This is a genomic window from Mesorhizobium sp. M0292 (genome assembly GCF_040321695.1).
Classification (GTDB): Bacteria; Pseudomonadota; Alphaproteobacteria; order Rhizobiales; family Rhizobiaceae; genus Mesorhizobium.
On the sequence record NZ_JAMYSB010000005.1, the window covers coordinates 176,025 to 191,692 of the forward strand.

Sequence of the window (15,668 nt, forward strand, 5' to 3'; positions counted from 1 at the left end):
CTAGATAAATTGCACCTGGACGATCTCATAACCCCTGGCGCCGCCGGGGGCGTTGACCTCGATGGCGTCGCCGACTTCCTTGCCGATCAGCGCGCGCGCGATCGGCGAGGAGATCGAAATACGGCCCGATTTCACATCCGCTTCCTGGTCGCCGACAATCTGGTAGGTCTTCTTTTCCTCGGTGTCCTCGTCGACCAGCACCACCGTGGCGCCGAACTTGACCTTGTCGCCGCTAAGCTTGGTGACGTCGATCACCTCGGCCCGAGCAATATAGTCTTCCAGTTCGTTGACACGGCCCTCATTGAGGCTCTGCGCCTCTTTGGCGGCATGATATTCGGCATTTTCGGACAGGTCGCCATGCGAGCGCGCTTCGGAGATCGCCTCGATGATACGCGGCCGCTCTTGCTGCTGGCGCCAGCGCAGTTCTTCCTTCAATGACGCGAACCCCTCGCCTGTCATCGGGACCTTGTTCATGATGCCTGACCTTTCCTGCCGCCACCCCCGCATTTCGGGGAAAGCCTTGTCGATGGGTATAAAAAGAAAACGGGTCCGGCAGCCTCGGGCTAACGGAACCGTTTCACCGCAATTTTCCCCAATATAGCGATCCTCGCGCGTTTTTCACGCTGAAAAAGCAGGCTTTTTGAAAAATCATGAGCCGACTTGCGCAATTGCCGTCACGGCATGTGCAGCGTGTTGCAGTTGCGACAACAAAAACCGGCTGCGATTGCTCGCAGCCGGCCCAGAAAAGCCGTTGGGGTGGGGTCAGCTTCTCATGAAATGGTAGATCTGTTCGGCCAGCATGCCGTATTCGCGCGAATCTTTGCCCGTCCGCTTCTCGATCTCGGCCAGCTGCGCCTGGGCGCCGACCAGATCGCCGATCTGCAGATGGGCCTCGCCGAGATATTCGCGCACCAGCGTGTAATCCGGGTTGATGCGGAGCGCTTCCTCGTAATAGCCGAGGCCGACGGTGACACGGCCGGAATGGCGATGCGAATAGCCGAGATAGTTGAGGATGCGTGGATCCTGCTTGTTGGCGGCAAGGCTGAGCACGGCGATCGCCTCGTCATAACGCCCGGCCATGGCCAGGTCGTGACCAGCATCATAGATGTTATCGTCGTCCAGCATGCCGTACTTCGGCGCGACGCATTTCTGCTTTTTCTTGTCCCAGACCTGCCCCTTCTTGCACTGGGTGGTGGTCTCGGTACCACCGCCACCGCCGCCGGCCGCAAACACCGGAACCGCAAAGAACTGCAGCGCCACAAGCGCCGCAGCCGCCTGGATCAACACTCTTTTATGCATCGAAGCCTCCTTGAGGGATAATGACGATCTTGAGGGAAAATGACGATAATGAAAAGCTAACGCCGGGATGCAGACTTTTCATCCCGGAAACCCGCAGCCGCCGAAACTATTTGTGCGGCCGTGCCTAACCTGAATTCGGTCAAAGGCGGGAGCCAGGGATCAGAACATGACGTGACGCGCGCTGCAAATCCGCTATCATTCGGGAAATGATCAGCGGGGGTGCCCGAGAGTGCAACAGCGCCGTGAGCGGGAATGGGAGCTATCGATCGGCCCGGACACCGTGCGCCTGTTCATTCTCAAGGCAAAGGGACTGAGTGCTGCCGTCAACGAAGACTATGCCGACGGTGCCGAGCATGAGGTCGAGCTCGATGGTGAATCACATGCCAATCACCACCATGACGGTCTGGCGGAGGAAAGCGCGGAAGACCTCACCGAGGAAGAGCTGCGCGAGCTGATCAACGACCTCAACGTCGACGAAGCGGCCGAGTTGATCGCGCTGGCCTGGGTCGGCCGCGGCGACTATGACGCAGCGGAATGGTCCGATGCGGTTGCCGCCGCGCGCGACCGCGCCAACAAGCGCACGGCGAAATACCTGCTCGGCATGCCGCTTTTGGCCGACTGGCTGGAAGAAGGGCTGGAAGCGATTGGCGCGTAACGACGTCGTTACCGTTCGTGATGGGCCGCAGGCAACCTCCGGGCGTTCGCGCCGTTGAGGACGATGGGGTCGCTTGTACTTTCCCGAACATCCAGGGTTGCACTGGTCATGGTCGTCACGGCTCTGCTGCTGACGCCCCTGCTGACGCAAGCCGACGCCAAACAGCGCAAAAAGCATTACACGCCGCTGTCACAGCGGTTGGAGCAGCTGTTTTCACCGCAGGTCGACTCGCATCCTAAGCCGCGCAGCAAGCACCGCCAGAAGCCCAGTCCAAAGCGGCACATCACGCCAAAGCAGGTGGAACAAAAGACCCCGGATAAAAAGCCCTCGCCCGCCGATGTTCCGGTGCAGCCCTCGCGCGTTGTCCCGCTGCCCGAGGCGCGTCCTTCAGAGGCGCCGAAGACCGGCGCGGCACCGATCGAAAAGCAAAAGGCCGAAGGTCCGAACGCCCTTGGCGCGCCCAACCGGTCCAATGACGATCGATTCAACGAAGAAAAATCCGGTTTTAAAAAGCAGGCGCGGCCCGGACCGTCAGCCCCGAAGCCATCGACCGATAGGCAAAGCGAGCCCGAGCCGCCGGCCGCGGCGCCGATTCCGACACAAAAGCCAGACACTTCGGAACCTGAAGCTCAGCCGCCGGCCGTTGCTCCGCAACCACCTGAAAAACCCGATGCCGGCGACAAGAAGATGCTGCCCGATGCGCGCTCGGCCGATTTGCCCGATGCAAAAATGCCGGCGGCGGAAGTCGCCTGTCGCGAGCGGCTGACGGCCCTTGGTGTCGAATTCGAGGAGCATAAGGCGGAAAGCAATCCCGACATCGGCTGCTCGATCCCCTATCCCCTGGTGCTGAAGTCGCTCGGAAAATCCATCGCCATCGGCCCCGCGACCGAACTCAACTGCCCAATGGCCGAGGCTGCAGCCCGCTTTGCCGCCGAAATCATACAGCCGGCGGCGAAAGCCGAGTTCGGAGCCGACCTGAAATCGATCAACCAGGCATCGGCCTTTGTCTGCCGGCCGCGCAACGGCACGCGCCATCTGTCGGAACATGCCTTCGGCAACGCGCTCGATATTGCCAGCTTCACGTTGTCAGATGGCAGAAAGGTCGAAGTCGGTCCAACGCCGCCCGAGAAGGACGGCAAATTCCTCAATGCGGTGCGCAAGGCCGCCTGCGGACCGTTCAAGACCGTGCTTGGACCGGGCGCGGACCCGGACCATTCCCTGCATTTCCATCTCGATCTCGAACCGCGCCGGAATGGTGGCACTTTCTGCCAGTGATGGCCCTTCAGTGATCGTCATGCCGGTGATGGTCTGGCTGCCGCATTTCGGCCGCAGGCATGAACGGGAACGCTGAGTTTTCCTTTACCCTTGATCGTTAAAATCCCACCGATCAAGGACAGGATTCCGCCCATGGCCGCAATATTTCGCGCCGCGAAGGCAAAAAGCGCAGCGATACTGGCCGCCGGTCTTGCGCTGGCCGCCGTTTCGGCTTGCAACACTGGCAGCGTGCTGTCGCTGCAGCCGGCCGTCGATGTCGGCTCGCAGACCGCGGCCGTGCCGCAATATGAAGGCATGCAGAAGCTCGTCCCGTCCAATCCCTATATGACTGCCGCCTATCCGCACATGGACGAGCCGATGTCGGAGTCGGAGCCGCAGCAGATGCCGGCCAGCGAAACCGATTGCCGTGGCGAGCTGAAGCGGCTTCGCGTCGTCTACACCGATGTCCAGCCGATCCACGAGGGACAGTGCGGCATAGACTGGCCGGTCAAGGTCTCCGCCATCGGCGGCATCCAGATGAAGCCCGCCGCAACATTGACCTGCGACATGGCCGCAAGTTTCGCCGCCTGGACCAGCAACGAACTGGTTCCCTCCGCCCGCTGGCGCTATTTCTCGGGCGTCAAGACCATCCACCAGGGCTCAAGCTATTCCTGCCGCAACATCGCCGGCGAAGGTGTCCTGTCCGAGCACGGCAAGGGCAACGCCCTCGACGTCATGAGCATCGAGCTCAACAACGGCGACGACATCGACGTGCGCAAGCCCGGCCTGTTTGCCTTCCGCACCCGCGGCTTCCTCAACAATGTGCGTGCCGACGGCTGCCAGTATTTCACCACCGTGCTCGGTCCCGGCTACAATTACGATCACCGCAACCATTTCCATTTCGACATCAAGAACCGCAAAAGCGGCTACCGCGCCTGCCGCTAAGGCGTTTCACCGTTCAGAAATCAGTCGGGATTGGCGTTCCTGGTGGAAGCGATGATTTGCTGGGCCACCAGATCCTGGATGCGCCAAAGGTTCCTGTCGCGGATACCGCTCTCTTCCAACTTGCTGACGGTTCGGAACAGGTATTGAGCCGACGAGCCCCAATGCCCGGCAGCCCGCGCCAGCGTGTCGGCAACCTGCTCCAATGGCAGCCGGCCCGCATAGGCCCTGCCGTCTGGCGCGGCGACGAAAGCCAAGGCCCGCAACGGCCCATCCTTGGTCTTGACCTTGATCCAGCATGGCACGTTAGTCGGCGGATTGGCATCGATCTCGCGGCGCATCAACTGGCCAAGTTGCCCGACATGGTCTTCCGCGGGCAGCCGATAGACGATGCCGTTGCAGCTGCCGCCTCGATCGAGCGCCAGCATCAGCGCCGGCAAATCACGGGTTCCGCGCCAACGGGTCAGCGTCAGGCAGAACGAGCGGTGCCATCCTGGCGCCGTGGCCGGGCGCTGCTCGACATGGGCAAATTCGGGGTTCCAGATCAGCGACCCGTAGGCAAAGACCCATAGCGCTTCAGGCCGATGCTCCGACAGAAGTTGCTCGACAAGACTATCGAACTCCGCGTCTGTATGCTCGGTTGTTCCGGGCTCGGGACCCGGATCCGGTTCGACACGCTCGACCCTTGCGACAAGGTCCGCGGTCAATGCCATCGAGCTGCGACCCACCGGCTTCTTATCCATTCCTGCTCACCCCCCGCAAAAACGATGGCCGACGATAGAACGGCTGCTCGCCGCTGGCCATTGATTTCCAGGGTCCGTCAGGCACAGATACCGCACGGATCGAGCCGCTTTCATGAGCCGACGAAGCCTGCAACGACGCGCATTGACCTGGCTCGCCGCTCTTCTGGCGGTCTGGCTGGCCCTCGCCTATGTCGCTGCGCCGGAATTCTGGACGGTTCGCGACCGCGGCTTTCGCACGCAGACTTTCGAGATGGTGACACACACGCCGCAAGGCATTCCCGGCGACCCGATCAATATCGGCCTTGTCGGTACCGAAAAAGAGATGGTCCATGCCTTCGCCATGACCGGATGGGATACGGCCGATGGCGTGACGCTAAAGACCGCGATCGAAATCGGTGAGAGCGTGCTGTTCGACCATCCCTATCCTGACGCCCCGGTCAGCCGGCTGCTGTTCGAAGGCCGCGCCCAGGATCTCGCCTTCGAAAAGCCGGTCGGCGGGAGCGCCGACCGGCGCCATCATGTCCGCTTCTGGCGCAGCGATGCGACCGGCGACGACGGCCGAACGCTCTGGATGGGCTCGGCCAGCTTCGACCGCGGCGTTGGTCTCAGCCACGATACCGGCGCCATCACCCACCATATCGCCCCTGACATCGACGCCGAGCGCGATCTCGTGATCCACGACCTGTCGGCGGCCGGCATGGTGATCTCGGTGAGCGACATCCCGGGCATCGGCGCCACCAGGACCGGACGCAACGGCGGCGGCGATCCCTATTTCACCGACGGCAAGGCTGTTGTCGGGGTGCTCAGGCAATTCCCCTGAACCACTGTCATTTTCCAAAAATCATCGCGGACTATTTTCCTGCGGCCCGCCGCAATGCTATTGAGCCCTGATGCTATACGTCGAAATCGCCACCGTGGTCGTCCTCATCTGTGTGAACGGCCTTCTGTCGATGTCCGAGCTCGCCATCGTGTCGTCGCGCCCGGCGCGGCTCAAGGCGATGATCGACCGCGGCGTCAATGGCGCCGGGCGTGCGCTGACGCTCGGCTCCAATCCCGGCAAATTCCTGTCGTCAGTGCAGATCGGCATCACTCTGGTCGGCGTGCTGTCGGGCGCCTTCTCCGGCGCCACGCTGGGCAACAGGCTGTCGGTGTACCTGGCCTCGACCGGCATGCGCGAAAACATCGCCGATCCGCTCGGCGTCGGCATTGTCGTTGCGATCATCACCTATTTCTCGCTGATCGTGGGCGAGCTGGTGCCCAAGCAGATCGCGCTGCGCGATCCCGAGCGTGTTGCGGCCCGCGCAGCGCCTGCGATGACCATCCTCGCCACCGTCTCGGCGCCGCTGGTGTTCCTGCTCGACATTTCCGGCCGCGCCATATTGTGGCTGCTTGGCCAGCGCGGCGAGAGCGAGGAGAAGGTCACCGACGAAGAGATCAAGATGCTGGTCGCCGAGGCCGAGCACCACGGCACCATCGAATCCGACGAGCGGCGCATGATCGCCGGCGTCATGCGGCTCGGCGATCGCGCCGTGCGCGCCGTGATGACGCCGCGCACCGAGGTCGACTGGATCAATTTGCAGTCCGATGAGGGTGCCATCCGCAAGCTCTTGATGGAGACCCAGCATTCGCGCCTGCCGGCCGGCGATGGCGGCGTCGACGTCATGGTTGGCGTTGTTCAGACGCGCGACGTGCTGGCCGCCCTGCTCGCCGGCCGCGCACTCGATCCGCGCAAGCATGTGCGCGCCGCCCCCATCGTCTACGATCAGGCCGACGCGCTGGATGTGCTGCAGAAGCTGAAGGAATCCGACGTGCCGATGGCGCTGGTGCATGACGAATACGGCCATTTCGAAGGGATCGTCACGCCTGCCGACATTCTCGAGGCCATCACCGGCGTCTTCCGCGCCGACCTTGATGCCGGCGACGAGGAAAACGCCGTCAAGCGCGAGGACGGCTCATGGCTGCTCGCGGGATACATGCAAGCCGACGAGATGGCTGACGTTCTCGGTATCGACCTGCCGGAAAACCGCGACTACGAGACCGTCGCCGGTTATGTGCTGTCGCACATGCACCATCTGCCGGCGACCGGCGAATGCGTCGACGCGCAAGGCTGGCGTTTCGAGGTCGTCGACCTCGATGGCCGCCGTATCGACAAGCTGATCGCCACCCGGCTGCCCAGCGGCCATCGCGAAGTGGTGCGTTGACACTCTGCCGTCAAAGCGAATAGCGCCCTCAGACCGCGGCTTCGATCGGTTCGGCAAGCTTCGGATTGGAGCGCGAGGCGATCAGGCAACTGGCCACGATCAGGGCCGCTCCAGCCAGCGTGGTCCAGGTCGCCGCCTCGTCGAAGAACAGCCAGCCAAACACGATCGCCCAGATGAAGGCAGAATACTCCGTTGGGATTAGATATTGCGCTTCGGCCCGCGCGTAGGACCAGCTCATCAGGAACTGGCCGGAGAGCGACAGCGCCGTCACTCCGGCCAGTGGAAGCCAGAGATTGCCCGGCAGGGCAACCGCGAGCCAGGGAGCGGCGGGGAGAAGGACGGCGACAACGCACAGGTTCTGGAACAGCATGATCTCGACTGGTTTGGCCACCAGCGCCTGCCGCCGCGAGAGGATCAGATTGTAGGCGTAGAACACCGTCGATGCGAGCACCGCCACCGTGCCAAGCAGGGCATCCCCGGTATAGTTCCCTTGCCCGAACTGTCCGGCCATGATGATGACGACGCCGGCGATGCCCGCCAGCGAGGCCCAGATCGCCTGGCGCTGTATGCGTTCGCCCAAAAGCAGCGCCGCCAGCAGGAGAGCGAACAGCGGCGCGACGAAACTAAGCCCGATCCCATCCGCTAGCGGCAATCTGGCAAGGCCCCAGAAGAACGACAGCAGAACGATGCCCACGATCACGGCGCGCAGCGCGTGTAGCCGCAGCACGGAAGGCGTGGGAAGGGAACGCGGCCCCGCCGCCCAGGCCGTGCCCGCGACCACGCTCGCAAGCATGCTTCGCCACAGCACCGTGTTGTAGACACCGACGGCGATCACCAGGATTTTCATCGCCGCATCCATGGCGGACAGAAGGAAGATCGCAAGTGCACAGACCAGCACCGGGGTCATGGGGGAAACGACGCCTGACAGGCTGGGTGACTTCACGGGGCATGCTCATGTGATGGATCGCAGCCGGATATATCAGGGGAGGACGGCCAGGCCAGATGGCAGGGCCGTGCATATGGCGGTCCAACCGATCTTCGCAGCCCCTCGATTTGAATTCGGTGCGTCGGCAGCGCCTTTCGCTATCGGCCCCAGCCTGCCCTCACCCATGATTGATCCGCTGGGCGAATGGCAAAAGCAGCCAAAGCCTCTATATCGATTGTCATGGATGCATCGAACGAACACGCGCTAAACGACGAGCTTCTCCAAGATATCCAGCGCCTGTCCTTCGAGTATTTTCTCAACGAGGCCAACCCTGCCAACGGCCTGGTCGCCGACCGCAACACGCAGGCGTCGCCTGCCAGCATAGCCGCCGTCGGGCTCGCTTTGTCGTCCTATCCCGTCGGTGTCGAGCGCGGTTTCATGACGCGCGATGCCGCAATCGAGCGGACGCTCGCCACGCTTCGCTTCTTCTGGAACGCCCCGCACGGGCCGGAGCCCGATGCCACCGGCTACAAAGGTTTCTACTATCATTTCCTCGACATGAAGACCGGCCGCCGCGTCTGGAATTGCGAACTGTCCACGATCGATACCGCCCTTTTGCTTGCCGGTGTTCTGGCCGCCGGCGCTTATTTCGACGAGGACGATGAGCTCGAACTGGAAATCCGCCAGCTTGCCGATGCGCTCTACCGCCGTGCCGACTGGCGCTGGGCGCAGAACGGCGGCGCCACCGTCACCCATGGCTGGCGGCCTGGAAAAGGCTTTCTCCGCTACCGCTGGGAAGGATTTGACGAGGCGCTGATCCTGTACGTCCTGGGTCTCGGTTCGCCGACCCACTCGCTAACTCCCGAGAGCTACGCGGCCTGGCTGTCCACTTACAAATGGAAGACCATCTACGGCCGCGAGATGGTCTATGCCGGCCCGCTTTTCATCCACCAGTTCTCGCATATCTGGATCGATTTTCGCGACATCCGCGATGCCTTCATGCGCGATCACGACCGGGACTATTTCGAAAACAGCCGCCAGGCGACGTATCTGCAGCGCGATTACGCAATCCGCAATCCGAGGGGGTTCGCGGGCTATGGCGAGAATTGCTGGGGCGTCACCGCCAGCGACGGCCCAGGTCCGATCGCGCGGCGAGCCGATGGACGCCGCTTCTTCGGTTATCTCGCCCGCGGCGCACCGTTTGGCCCCGATGACGGCACGCTGTCGCCATGGGCGGCAATCGCCTCCTTGCCTTTTGCGCCGGAAATCGTGCTGCCGGCGCTGCGCCATTTCCACGAGATGGACCTGCGCGACGGCAACCCTTACGGCTTCACCGCGAGCTTCAACCCGACGATCGCTGCCGACGACGGCCGCGCCTGCGGTTGGGTATCGCCGGACCATGTCGGCATCAACCAGGGGCCGATCGCCCTGATGATCGAGAACTACCGGTCCGACTTCCTGTGGCGATTGATGCGCCGCGTGCCGGCCATCACCACAGGACTGCGCCGGGCCGGGTTTTCCGGCGGTTGGCTGTGACAGGCGGCGATCCTTCGCGCGGGATCGTCAAGGCATCAGCGCGACCTTGCCGGTCCGACTCCACCATCCGGCCAAGGGAGCCGAGAGCGCCTCTTCACGTGAATGAAAAAGGGCGGCGCAAACGCCGCCCTTTGGAAAAATCATCGGTCCTTGGGAGGATAAGGCTCAGGCCGCCTGGGCTTCGCCGGCAATCGCGTCGGCCTGACGCGCTGCCTTGAGCACGCGGGCCCACCAGGCAACGTCGTTGACCAGCGCCGTGGCAGCCTGGTTCAGATGCTCGATCTCCTCGAGCTTCTTCTCGCCCTGGCGCACCGCCAGGAAATCGCTCCAGGCAATGTGAACGGCGGATTTGACCGGCGCCATCTGCAATTCGACCGCGGCAAGACGCAAATGTTCGACAGCGCGCGAGCCGCCGACGCTGCCATAGCCGACGAAACCGGCCGGCTTCTTGTTCCATTCATTGGCGGCGTAATCGATGGCGTTCTTCAGCACGGCCGTCGGGCCATGATTGTATTCGGCGGCGGTGAAGATGAAGCCGTCGAATTCGGCGACCTTCTTTTGCCAGCGCTGGGCAACTTCGTTCTGCGACGGCGCCCAGGCGGACGAGGCGACCTCGTCGAAGAAGGGCAGCGGCCAGTCGCGCAGGTCGACGGTCTCGACGTCGATGTCGGCATGAGATTTCGCGATCTTGGCGATCCACTGGGCGGGCACATCGGCGAAACGCGCGGCGCGTGTCGAACCGACGACGATGGCGATTTTGGGCTTGGACATGGGGCTCTCCATATATGCAAAAGCTGGTATCGTTTGGATACCGGCGCTATATGAGATACTGACAAATGGCAGCGCAAGGAGGCACCGTTATGTTACTGAGGCACCCGCACAACACCGAAGACTGCCGCGCCGTCTCGGAAATCCTGCAGCGCGTCGGCGACAAATGGACCGTTCTGGTCGTCGGCAAGCTGGGCGGCGGACCGCTGCGTTTCAATGAGTTGCGCGCCGCTGTCGGCGGCATTTCGCAGAAGATGCTGACCACCACCTTGCGCGGTCTTGAGCGCGACGGCTTCGTCACCCGAACCGTGTTCCCGACCATCCCGCCACGCGTCGACTATGAGCTGACGGAGCTCGGCCATGAGCTGCTGGTGCCGGTCGGCGCGCTCGGCGAATGGGCGCGGAAGAACACCTCGCGGGTCCAGGCGGCGCGTGAAAGATTCGATGGCGTGCACGCCTGAAAACCGTTGCCCAGCAATAGTTTACGGATTTTGCCGTCGACGACGCGTACCCGGGTTTAACTGGATCCGCCCTGGCATCGTTGGTCGCGCCATCGCGACATAGCTGCAGCGTTTCGTTCGCCGGCGCATGATCATTTTGAGGCTGACGAGGTCTTCCGCTGACGGGCCCTCAGGCCTTTGACGCAGGGTTGCTGCAACACACTGCGCCGCACGTCTCTACCCTTGCAGACCGCTGGGCAGTCCGCTCGTTGCCAACGGTCCGGTCGTGCGTGCAGGCAACGCTTGGAAGCTCTTTCCTGATCTCGGTATAAGCGGTCGTGCCAAGCAGCCAGATCACCGCGACGAGGGCCGCCACGAGCCAGCCGTTCAGCATGTGTTGACGCATTGTCTTCCCTCCGCCGCCCGCAGAATCGGATGTGAAGGCAACCATTGGATGTCGCGCAGCGCATCGCCCGCGCGGGGGATGTTACATAAGCGCAAGCTTGGCAGAATCGACGATGTCAACTTTCGGTTGGAATCGGCTTCGGCTTGCCGTCGCTATCCAGCGCCACCATGACGAAATCGGCGTGGGTGACCTTCTCCATCAGGTCGGAGAGGTAGCGTTGCGCCCAGGCCTCGACCTTGAGCGTCATGGAGGTGCGGCCGACGCGCTCGACATGGGTGTAGATGCACAGCGTGTCGCCGATCTTCATCGCCTTGGCGAAGGACATTTCCTTGACCGCCGCCGTCACCACGCGGCCCTTGGCCCGCTCGGCCGCACGGATGCCGCAGGCAAGATCCATCTGCGCCATCACCCAGCCGCCAAAGATGTCGCCGGCCGCATTTGCATCGGCCGGCATGGCGAGCGTACGCAAGGTCAGATCGCCGATCGGCCGTCCGTCCGCGTAATGCACCATCCGAGATTCCCCTAAAGCGATAGCCCTTGATCCCGTAGCGTCACGGGCCCAAGAGGTCAACGCGACGGGCGAGGCTCCCGGCGCAATGTCGGTTCCATGGTGGCTTTTCCGACCAGGCGTCTCACGGTCGCTTTTTTCACAAGCCATGCCGGAAGCCGCAGGGGCGCGGCCAAGCCGTCGCGGATAGGCTGCGCTCAGTTTTGCGGAGCCGCCAACACCAATCATGCAGACTTATGACTTCATCATCGTCGGCTCCGGCTCGGCCGGCTCGGTTCTGGCCGACAGGCTGTCGATTTCGGGCCGCTTCTCCGTGCTGGTGCTGGAGGCCGGCGGCAGCGACCGCCGCTTTTATGTCCAGATGCCGCTCGGCTACGGCAAGACCTTCTTCGATCCGGCGGTCAACTGGAACTACAAGCCCGAGCCGGACCCCGGCCTTGCCGGCAATGTCGACCATTGGCCGCGCGGCAAGCTGCTTGGCGGCTCCAGCTCGATCAACGCCATGGTCTGGATCCGTGGCGCGCGCGAGGACTTTGACGACTGGCGCGATGCCGGAAATCCCGGTTGGGGCTATGACGATCTGTTGCCGGGCTTCAAGGCGCTTGAGGACAATGAGGCCGGCGCCGACAGATGGCGCGGCACCGGCGGGCCGCTGCATATCACCGACACGACGAACGCCGTCCATCCGCTGACCAGGCGCTACCTCGCAGCCGGCCAGCAGGCTGGGCTGCCGCTCAACCCTGACTTCAACGGCGCCGCCCAGGAAGGCGTCGGCGTCTACCAGATCTCGACCAGGAATGGCCGCCGCATGTCGGCCGCGCGCGCCTTCCTGCGCCCGGCGATGAAGCGCGCGAATGTGCGCGTCGAAGCCAATGCGCTGGCGACCAGAATCCTGTTCGAGGGCAAGCGAGCCGTCGGCATCGAATATCTGCAGAACGGCGAGACCAAGACGGCGCGGGCCGGCCGCGAGGTGATCCTGTCCGCCGGTTCGATCAACTCGCCGCAGCTGCTGCAACTGTCCGGCGTCGGCCCCTCGTCACTGCTCAAGGGGCTTGGCATCCCGGTCGTCCACGGCAACGAAAATGTCGGCGCGCATCTGCAGGACCATGTCGGCATCAACTATACCTTCAAGGGAAACGTGCCGACGCTCAACCAAATCCTGCGGCCCTGGTGGGGCAAGCTGCTGGTCGGCATGCGGTACATCCTCACCCGCTCCGGCCCGCTGTCGCTGTCGATGAACCATGGCGGCGGCTTCTTCCGAACCGACCTGGCGTTTTCGCGCCCCAACATGCAGCTTTATTTCCAGGCTTTCTCGACCGTCATTCCGAAGAGCGGCGAGCGGCCGATCCTGACGCCGGATCCGTGGCCGGGCTTTTCCATCGGCCTCTCCAACTGCCGCCCGTCCAGCCGCGGCGAGATCATGATCCGCTCCAGCAATCCGCTGGACTATCCCAGGATCGTCGCCAACGCCTATTCCACCAACGCCGATGTCGACGAGATGCTGGCGGCGGTGAAATTCGTGCGCAAGATAGCCTCGATGCCCGCCATGGCCGAGATCATCACTGAGGAGGTTTTGCCGGGCCCATCGATCCAATCGGATGCCGATCTGATCCAGGATTTCAGGAAGCGCTCAGGCACCGTCTATCACCCGGTCTCGACGTGCCGCATGGGGCCGGGCGCCGGGGCCGCCGTCGTCGACCCGCGCCTGAAAGTGCACGGGCTCGCAGGTCTGCGTGTCATCGACGCCTCGATCTTTCCCGCCAACATCACCGGCAACACCAACGCCGCCTCGGTCATGACCGGATGGAAGGGCGCCGAACTGGTTCTGGAGGACCAAAAATGAAGATCACCGACGTCAAGACCTGGGTAGTCGGCAACCCGCCGCCCGGCATCGGCGGCAAGTATTTCATCTTCGTCAAGCTGACCACCGATGGCGGCGTCGTCGGTTACGGCGAGGCCTACAACGCCACCTTCTCGGCTCACATAACAGCGAAGCTGGTCGAGGACATGGCCGAGCGTTACCTGATCGGCCACGATCCGCATGACATCGAGACCTTCTTCCGCCGCGCCTATTCCTCAGGATTTACCCAGCGCCCCGACGTTACCGGCATGGGCTGTTTCTCGGCGCTGGAAATGGCCTGCTGGGACATTGTCGGCAAGGAAGCCGACAAGCCGGTCTACAAACTGCTCGGCGGCCAGGTGCACGAGACGCTGCGCTCCTACACCTATCTCTATCCGCACACCGGCAGCGTCCATTCGGAGGACGCGCCGGACGGCCGGAACGTCTACAATGACCCCGAATTGGCGGCCGCCTGCGCGCTCGAATATGTCGAGCAGGGGTTCAACGCCGTCAAGCTCGACCCGGCAGGCCCCTACACCGCCTTCGACGGCCACCAGCCGCGCCTGATCGACATCGATGTCTCCACCCGCATGGTCAAGGCGATCCGCGAAGCCGTCGGCACCCGCGCCGATATTCTGTTCGGCACGCATGGCCAGTTCACCGCATCGGGTGCGCTGCGCATGGCACGCGCCATCGAGCCCTACGATCCCTTGTGGTTCGAAGAGCCGGTGCCGCCCGACATGCCCGAAGTGATGGCTCAGGTGGCGCGAGGCACGTCGATCCCGATCGCCACCGGCGAGCGGTTGACGACCAAGTTCGAATTCGCCCGAATCATCGAGAACCGCGCCGCCACCATCCTGCAACCGGACCTTGGCCGTTCCGGCGGCATTCTCGAAACCAAGAAGATCGCCGCCATGGCCGAGGCATACCACATCCAGATCGCGCCGCACTGCTATTGTGGGCCGATCGTTGGGGCCGCCAACATCCAGCTGGCGGTGACGCTGCCCAATTTCCTCATCCTGGAATCGCTGAAGCAGTGGGACGGCTTCCACGCGACACTGCTCAAGAAGAAGATCGAATGGCAGGACGGCAATGTCATTCCATCGAAGGAGCCGGGCCTCGGCGTCGAGCTGGACGAAGCGGTCTGCGACGCGCATCCCTACACCGGCAAGGACCTGCATTTGCAGATGATGCAAACGCCGCTGATGCCGTGAGCGAACGCTACGCCTTCATCGGCCTTGGCCATCTCGGCGGCAACCTTGCCGCCAGCCTGTTGCGCAACGGTTTTGTCGTCATCGTCTTCGACCGCGACCCCGCCGCCGTCGAGCGCCTCGTGGCGCTCGGCGCCACGGCCGCGACCAGCCCGGCCGAAGCGGCGGCACAGGCCGGCAATGCCATTACTTGCCTGCCCTCGCCCAAGGTCAGCGAAGCGGTGCTGGCTAATGCCGGCGGCCTGCTCGAGGGTCTGCCCAGGGGCGGCTCCTGGATCGAGATGTCGACCAACGGCCGCGACGAGATCCTGCGCCTCGCCGCCCTCGCCGCGGCCAAAGGCATCGAGACGCTGGAGTGCCCGGTCACCGGCGGCGTGCATCTGGCCGCGGTCGGAAAGATCACCGCGCTTGTCGGCGGCGATGCTGCGCTTTACGAGCGCCATCGTCCGGCCATCGAAGCGATGTGCGCAAAGTCGTTCCTGATGGGTCCGGTCGGCTCCGCGGCGGTGATCAAGGTGATCACCAACATGCTGGCCTTCATCCATCTCGTCGCCGCCGGCGAGGCGCTGATGTTGGCCAAGCAAGGCGGCCTCGACCTCGCGCAATCCTACCACGCCATCGTCGCCTCCTCCGGCAACAGCTTCGTCCATGAGACCGAAAGCCAGCTCATCCTCAACGGCTCCTACGACATTGGCTTCACCATGGACCTGGCACTGAAGGACCTCGGCTTTGCGCTTGCGATGGGCAGAGAGTTCAGACTGCCACTCCAACTGGCGCCGCTTGTGAGTGAGATTTTCCTGATGGGCAAACAGGAATATGGCGGCGGCGCCTGGTCGACCCAGATCGTCAAACTGCTCGAGGATGCCGTCGACATGGATCTGCGCGCGCCCGGTTTCCCAGCCAAGCTGGAAAGCTAAGCCGGGTAAATATGTCCTGCGAT

The 15,668-nt window shown here is 63.2% G+C and carries 16 protein-coding genes; 10 read left to right on the plus strand and 6 right to left on the minus strand.

The window, feature by feature from the left end:
- A complete protein-coding gene (greA, locus tag NKI96_RS09705; protein WP_023683753.1) occupies positions 1 to 474 on the minus strand; it encodes a transcription elongation factor GreA in 474 nt (157 codons plus the stop codon).
- Positions 475 to 762: 288 nt separating this feature from the next.
- On the minus strand, positions 763 to 1,299 hold the full coding sequence (locus NKI96_RS09710) for a tetratricopeptide repeat protein (RefSeq protein WP_023705872.1): 537 nt from the start codon (positions 1,297 to 1,299) through the stop codon (positions 763 to 765).
- A gap of 229 nt (positions 1,300 to 1,528) precedes the next feature.
- Here NKI96_RS09710 and NKI96_RS09715 point away from each other — a divergent pair, with 229 nt between their 5' ends.
- The 3 genes from NKI96_RS09715 (at position 1,529) to NKI96_RS09725 (ending at position 4,153) form a co-directional block, all read left to right on the plus strand.
- Entirely contained in the window at positions 1,529 to 1,954 is a 426-nt protein-coding gene (locus NKI96_RS09715) for a DUF3775 domain-containing protein (protein ID WP_023683751.1), read from the plus strand.
- Positions 1,955 to 2,152: 198 nt separating this feature from the next.
- Positions 2,153 to 3,229, plus strand: coding sequence for an extensin-like domain-containing protein (locus NKI96_RS09720; protein ID WP_352804287.1), 1,077 nt, complete (start codon positions 2,153 to 2,155; stop codon positions 3,227 to 3,229).
- A 132-nt stretch (positions 3,230 to 3,361) separates the two neighbouring features.
- Complete coding sequence (locus NKI96_RS09725; protein WP_023695766.1) at positions 3,362 to 4,153, plus strand: extensin-like domain-containing protein; 792 nt, start codon at positions 3,362 to 3,364, stop codon at positions 4,151 to 4,153.
- A gap of 20 nt (positions 4,154 to 4,173) precedes the next feature.
- Here NKI96_RS09725 and NKI96_RS09730 read toward each other — a convergent pair whose 3' ends face one another.
- Positions 4,174 to 4,893, minus strand: a complete 720-nt coding sequence (locus tag NKI96_RS09730) for a gamma-glutamylcyclotransferase (RefSeq protein ID WP_023705875.1) — start codon at positions 4,891 to 4,893, stop codon at positions 4,174 to 4,176.
- Positions 4,894 to 5,005: 112 nt separating this feature from the next.
- On the opposite strand from NKI96_RS09730, the gene NKI96_RS09735 reads away from it, so the two are divergent.
- On the plus strand, positions 5,006 to 5,713 hold the full coding sequence (locus NKI96_RS09735; RefSeq protein WP_023705876.1) for an LssY C-terminal domain-containing protein: 708 nt from the start codon (positions 5,006 to 5,008) through the stop codon (positions 5,711 to 5,713).
- Between the two features lie 70 nt (positions 5,714 to 5,783).
- On the plus strand, positions 5,784 to 7,094 hold the full coding sequence (locus NKI96_RS09740; RefSeq protein ID WP_023695769.1) for a hemolysin family protein: 1,311 nt from the start codon (positions 5,784 to 5,786) through the stop codon (positions 7,092 to 7,094).
- A 28-nt stretch (positions 7,095 to 7,122) separates the two neighbouring features.
- Here the strand turns inward: NKI96_RS09740 and NKI96_RS09745 are convergent, their stop codons facing one another.
- Positions 7,123 to 8,001, minus strand: coding sequence for a DMT family transporter (locus NKI96_RS09745; protein ID WP_352803929.1), 879 nt, complete (start codon positions 7,999 to 8,001; stop codon positions 7,123 to 7,125).
- 258 nt (positions 8,002 to 8,259) lie between these two features.
- Here NKI96_RS09745 and NKI96_RS09750 point away from each other — a divergent pair, with 258 nt between their 5' ends.
- Positions 8,260 to 9,555 carry a glucoamylase family protein gene (locus NKI96_RS09750; RefSeq protein WP_023701604.1) on the plus strand — a complete coding sequence of 432 codons (1,296 nt, stop codon included), beginning with the start codon at positions 8,260 to 8,262 and terminating at the stop codon, positions 9,553 to 9,555.
- A gap of 165 nt (positions 9,556 to 9,720) precedes the next feature.
- On the opposite strand, the gene NKI96_RS09755 is transcribed toward NKI96_RS09750, so the two are convergent.
- On the minus strand, positions 9,721 to 10,326 hold the full coding sequence (locus NKI96_RS09755; protein ID WP_023671992.1) for an NADPH-dependent FMN reductase: 606 nt from the start codon (positions 10,324 to 10,326) through the stop codon (positions 9,721 to 9,723).
- An 89-nt stretch (positions 10,327 to 10,415) separates the two neighbouring features.
- Here NKI96_RS09755 and NKI96_RS09760 point away from each other — a divergent pair, with 89 nt between their 5' ends.
- Positions 10,416 to 10,784, plus strand: coding sequence for a winged helix-turn-helix transcriptional regulator (locus NKI96_RS09760; RefSeq protein WP_023683744.1), 369 nt, complete (start codon positions 10,416 to 10,418; stop codon positions 10,782 to 10,784).
- A gap of 500 nt (positions 10,785 to 11,284) precedes the next feature.
- Here NKI96_RS09760 and NKI96_RS09765 read toward each other — a convergent pair whose 3' ends face one another.
- Positions 11,285 to 11,680, minus strand: a complete 396-nt coding sequence (locus NKI96_RS09765) for an acyl-CoA thioesterase (protein ID WP_023671995.1) — start codon at positions 11,678 to 11,680, stop codon at positions 11,285 to 11,287.
- A gap of 223 nt (positions 11,681 to 11,903) precedes the next feature.
- Here NKI96_RS09765 and NKI96_RS09770 point away from each other — a divergent pair, with 223 nt between their 5' ends.
- The 3 genes from NKI96_RS09770 to NKI96_RS09780 are packed head-to-tail and all read left to right on the plus strand — an operon-like array spanning position 11,904 to position 15,645.
- On the plus strand, positions 11,904 to 13,520 hold the full coding sequence (locus NKI96_RS09770) for a GMC family oxidoreductase (RefSeq protein WP_023701603.1): 1,617 nt from the start codon (positions 11,904 to 11,906) through the stop codon (positions 13,518 to 13,520).
- Positions 13,517 to 14,731, plus strand: a complete 1,215-nt coding sequence (locus tag NKI96_RS09775) for a mandelate racemase/muconate lactonizing enzyme family protein (protein ID WP_023671997.1) — start codon at positions 13,517 to 13,519, stop codon at positions 14,729 to 14,731. Before NKI96_RS09770 ends, NKI96_RS09775 begins: the two co-directional genes overlap by 4 nt.
- On the plus strand, positions 14,728 to 15,645 hold the full coding sequence (locus tag NKI96_RS09780; RefSeq protein ID WP_023683741.1) for an NAD(P)-dependent oxidoreductase: 918 nt from the start codon (positions 14,728 to 14,730) through the stop codon (positions 15,643 to 15,645). The genes NKI96_RS09775 and NKI96_RS09780 overlap by 4 nt, the downstream gene beginning before the upstream one ends.
- Positions 15,646 to 15,668: the final 23 nt, after the last annotated feature.

What these genes read in the sequence shown, in the direction of transcription:
- greA (WP_023683753.1), bottom strand. Translation starts at nt 474, where the DNA reads ATGAACAAGGTCCCGATGACAGGCGAGGGGTTCGCGTCATTGAAGGAA.
- NKI96_RS09710 (WP_023705872.1), bottom strand. Translation starts at nt 1,299, where the DNA reads ATGCATAAAAGAGTGTTGATCCAGGCGGCTGCGGCGCTTGTGGCGCTG.
- NKI96_RS09725 (WP_023695766.1), top strand. Translation starts at nt 3,362, where the DNA reads ATGGCCGCAATATTTCGCGCCGCGAAGGCAAAAAGCGCAGCGATACTG.
- NKI96_RS09730 (WP_023705875.1), bottom strand. Translation starts at nt 4,893, where the DNA reads ATGGATAAGAAGCCGGTGGGTCGCAGCTCGATGGCATTGACCGCGGAC.
- NKI96_RS09735 (WP_023705876.1), top strand. Translation starts at nt 5,006, where the DNA reads ATGAGCCGACGAAGCCTGCAACGACGCGCATTGACCTGGCTCGCCGCT.
- NKI96_RS09740 (WP_023695769.1), top strand. Translation starts at nt 5,784, where the DNA reads ATGCTATACGTCGAAATCGCCACCGTGGTCGTCCTCATCTGTGTGAAC.
- NKI96_RS09745 (WP_352803929.1), bottom strand. Translation starts at nt 8,001, where the DNA reads ATGACCCCGGTGCTGGTCTGTGCACTTGCGATCTTCCTTCTGTCCGCC.
- NKI96_RS09750 (WP_023701604.1), top strand. Translation starts at nt 8,260, where the DNA reads ATGGATGCATCGAACGAACACGCGCTAAACGACGAGCTTCTCCAAGAT.
- NKI96_RS09755 (WP_023671992.1), bottom strand. Translation starts at nt 10,326, where the DNA reads ATGTCCAAGCCCAAAATCGCCATCGTCGTCGGTTCGACACGCGCCGCG.
- NKI96_RS09760 (WP_023683744.1), top strand. Translation starts at nt 10,416, where the DNA reads ATGTTACTGAGGCACCCGCACAACACCGAAGACTGCCGCGCCGTCTCG.
- NKI96_RS09765 (WP_023671995.1), bottom strand. Translation starts at nt 11,680, where the DNA reads ATGGTGCATTACGCGGACGGACGGCCGATCGGCGATCTGACCTTGCGT.
- NKI96_RS09770 (WP_023701603.1), top strand. Translation starts at nt 11,904, where the DNA reads ATGCAGACTTATGACTTCATCATCGTCGGCTCCGGCTCGGCCGGCTCG.
- NKI96_RS09775 (WP_023671997.1), top strand. Translation starts at nt 13,517, where the DNA reads ATGAAGATCACCGACGTCAAGACCTGGGTAGTCGGCAACCCGCCGCCC.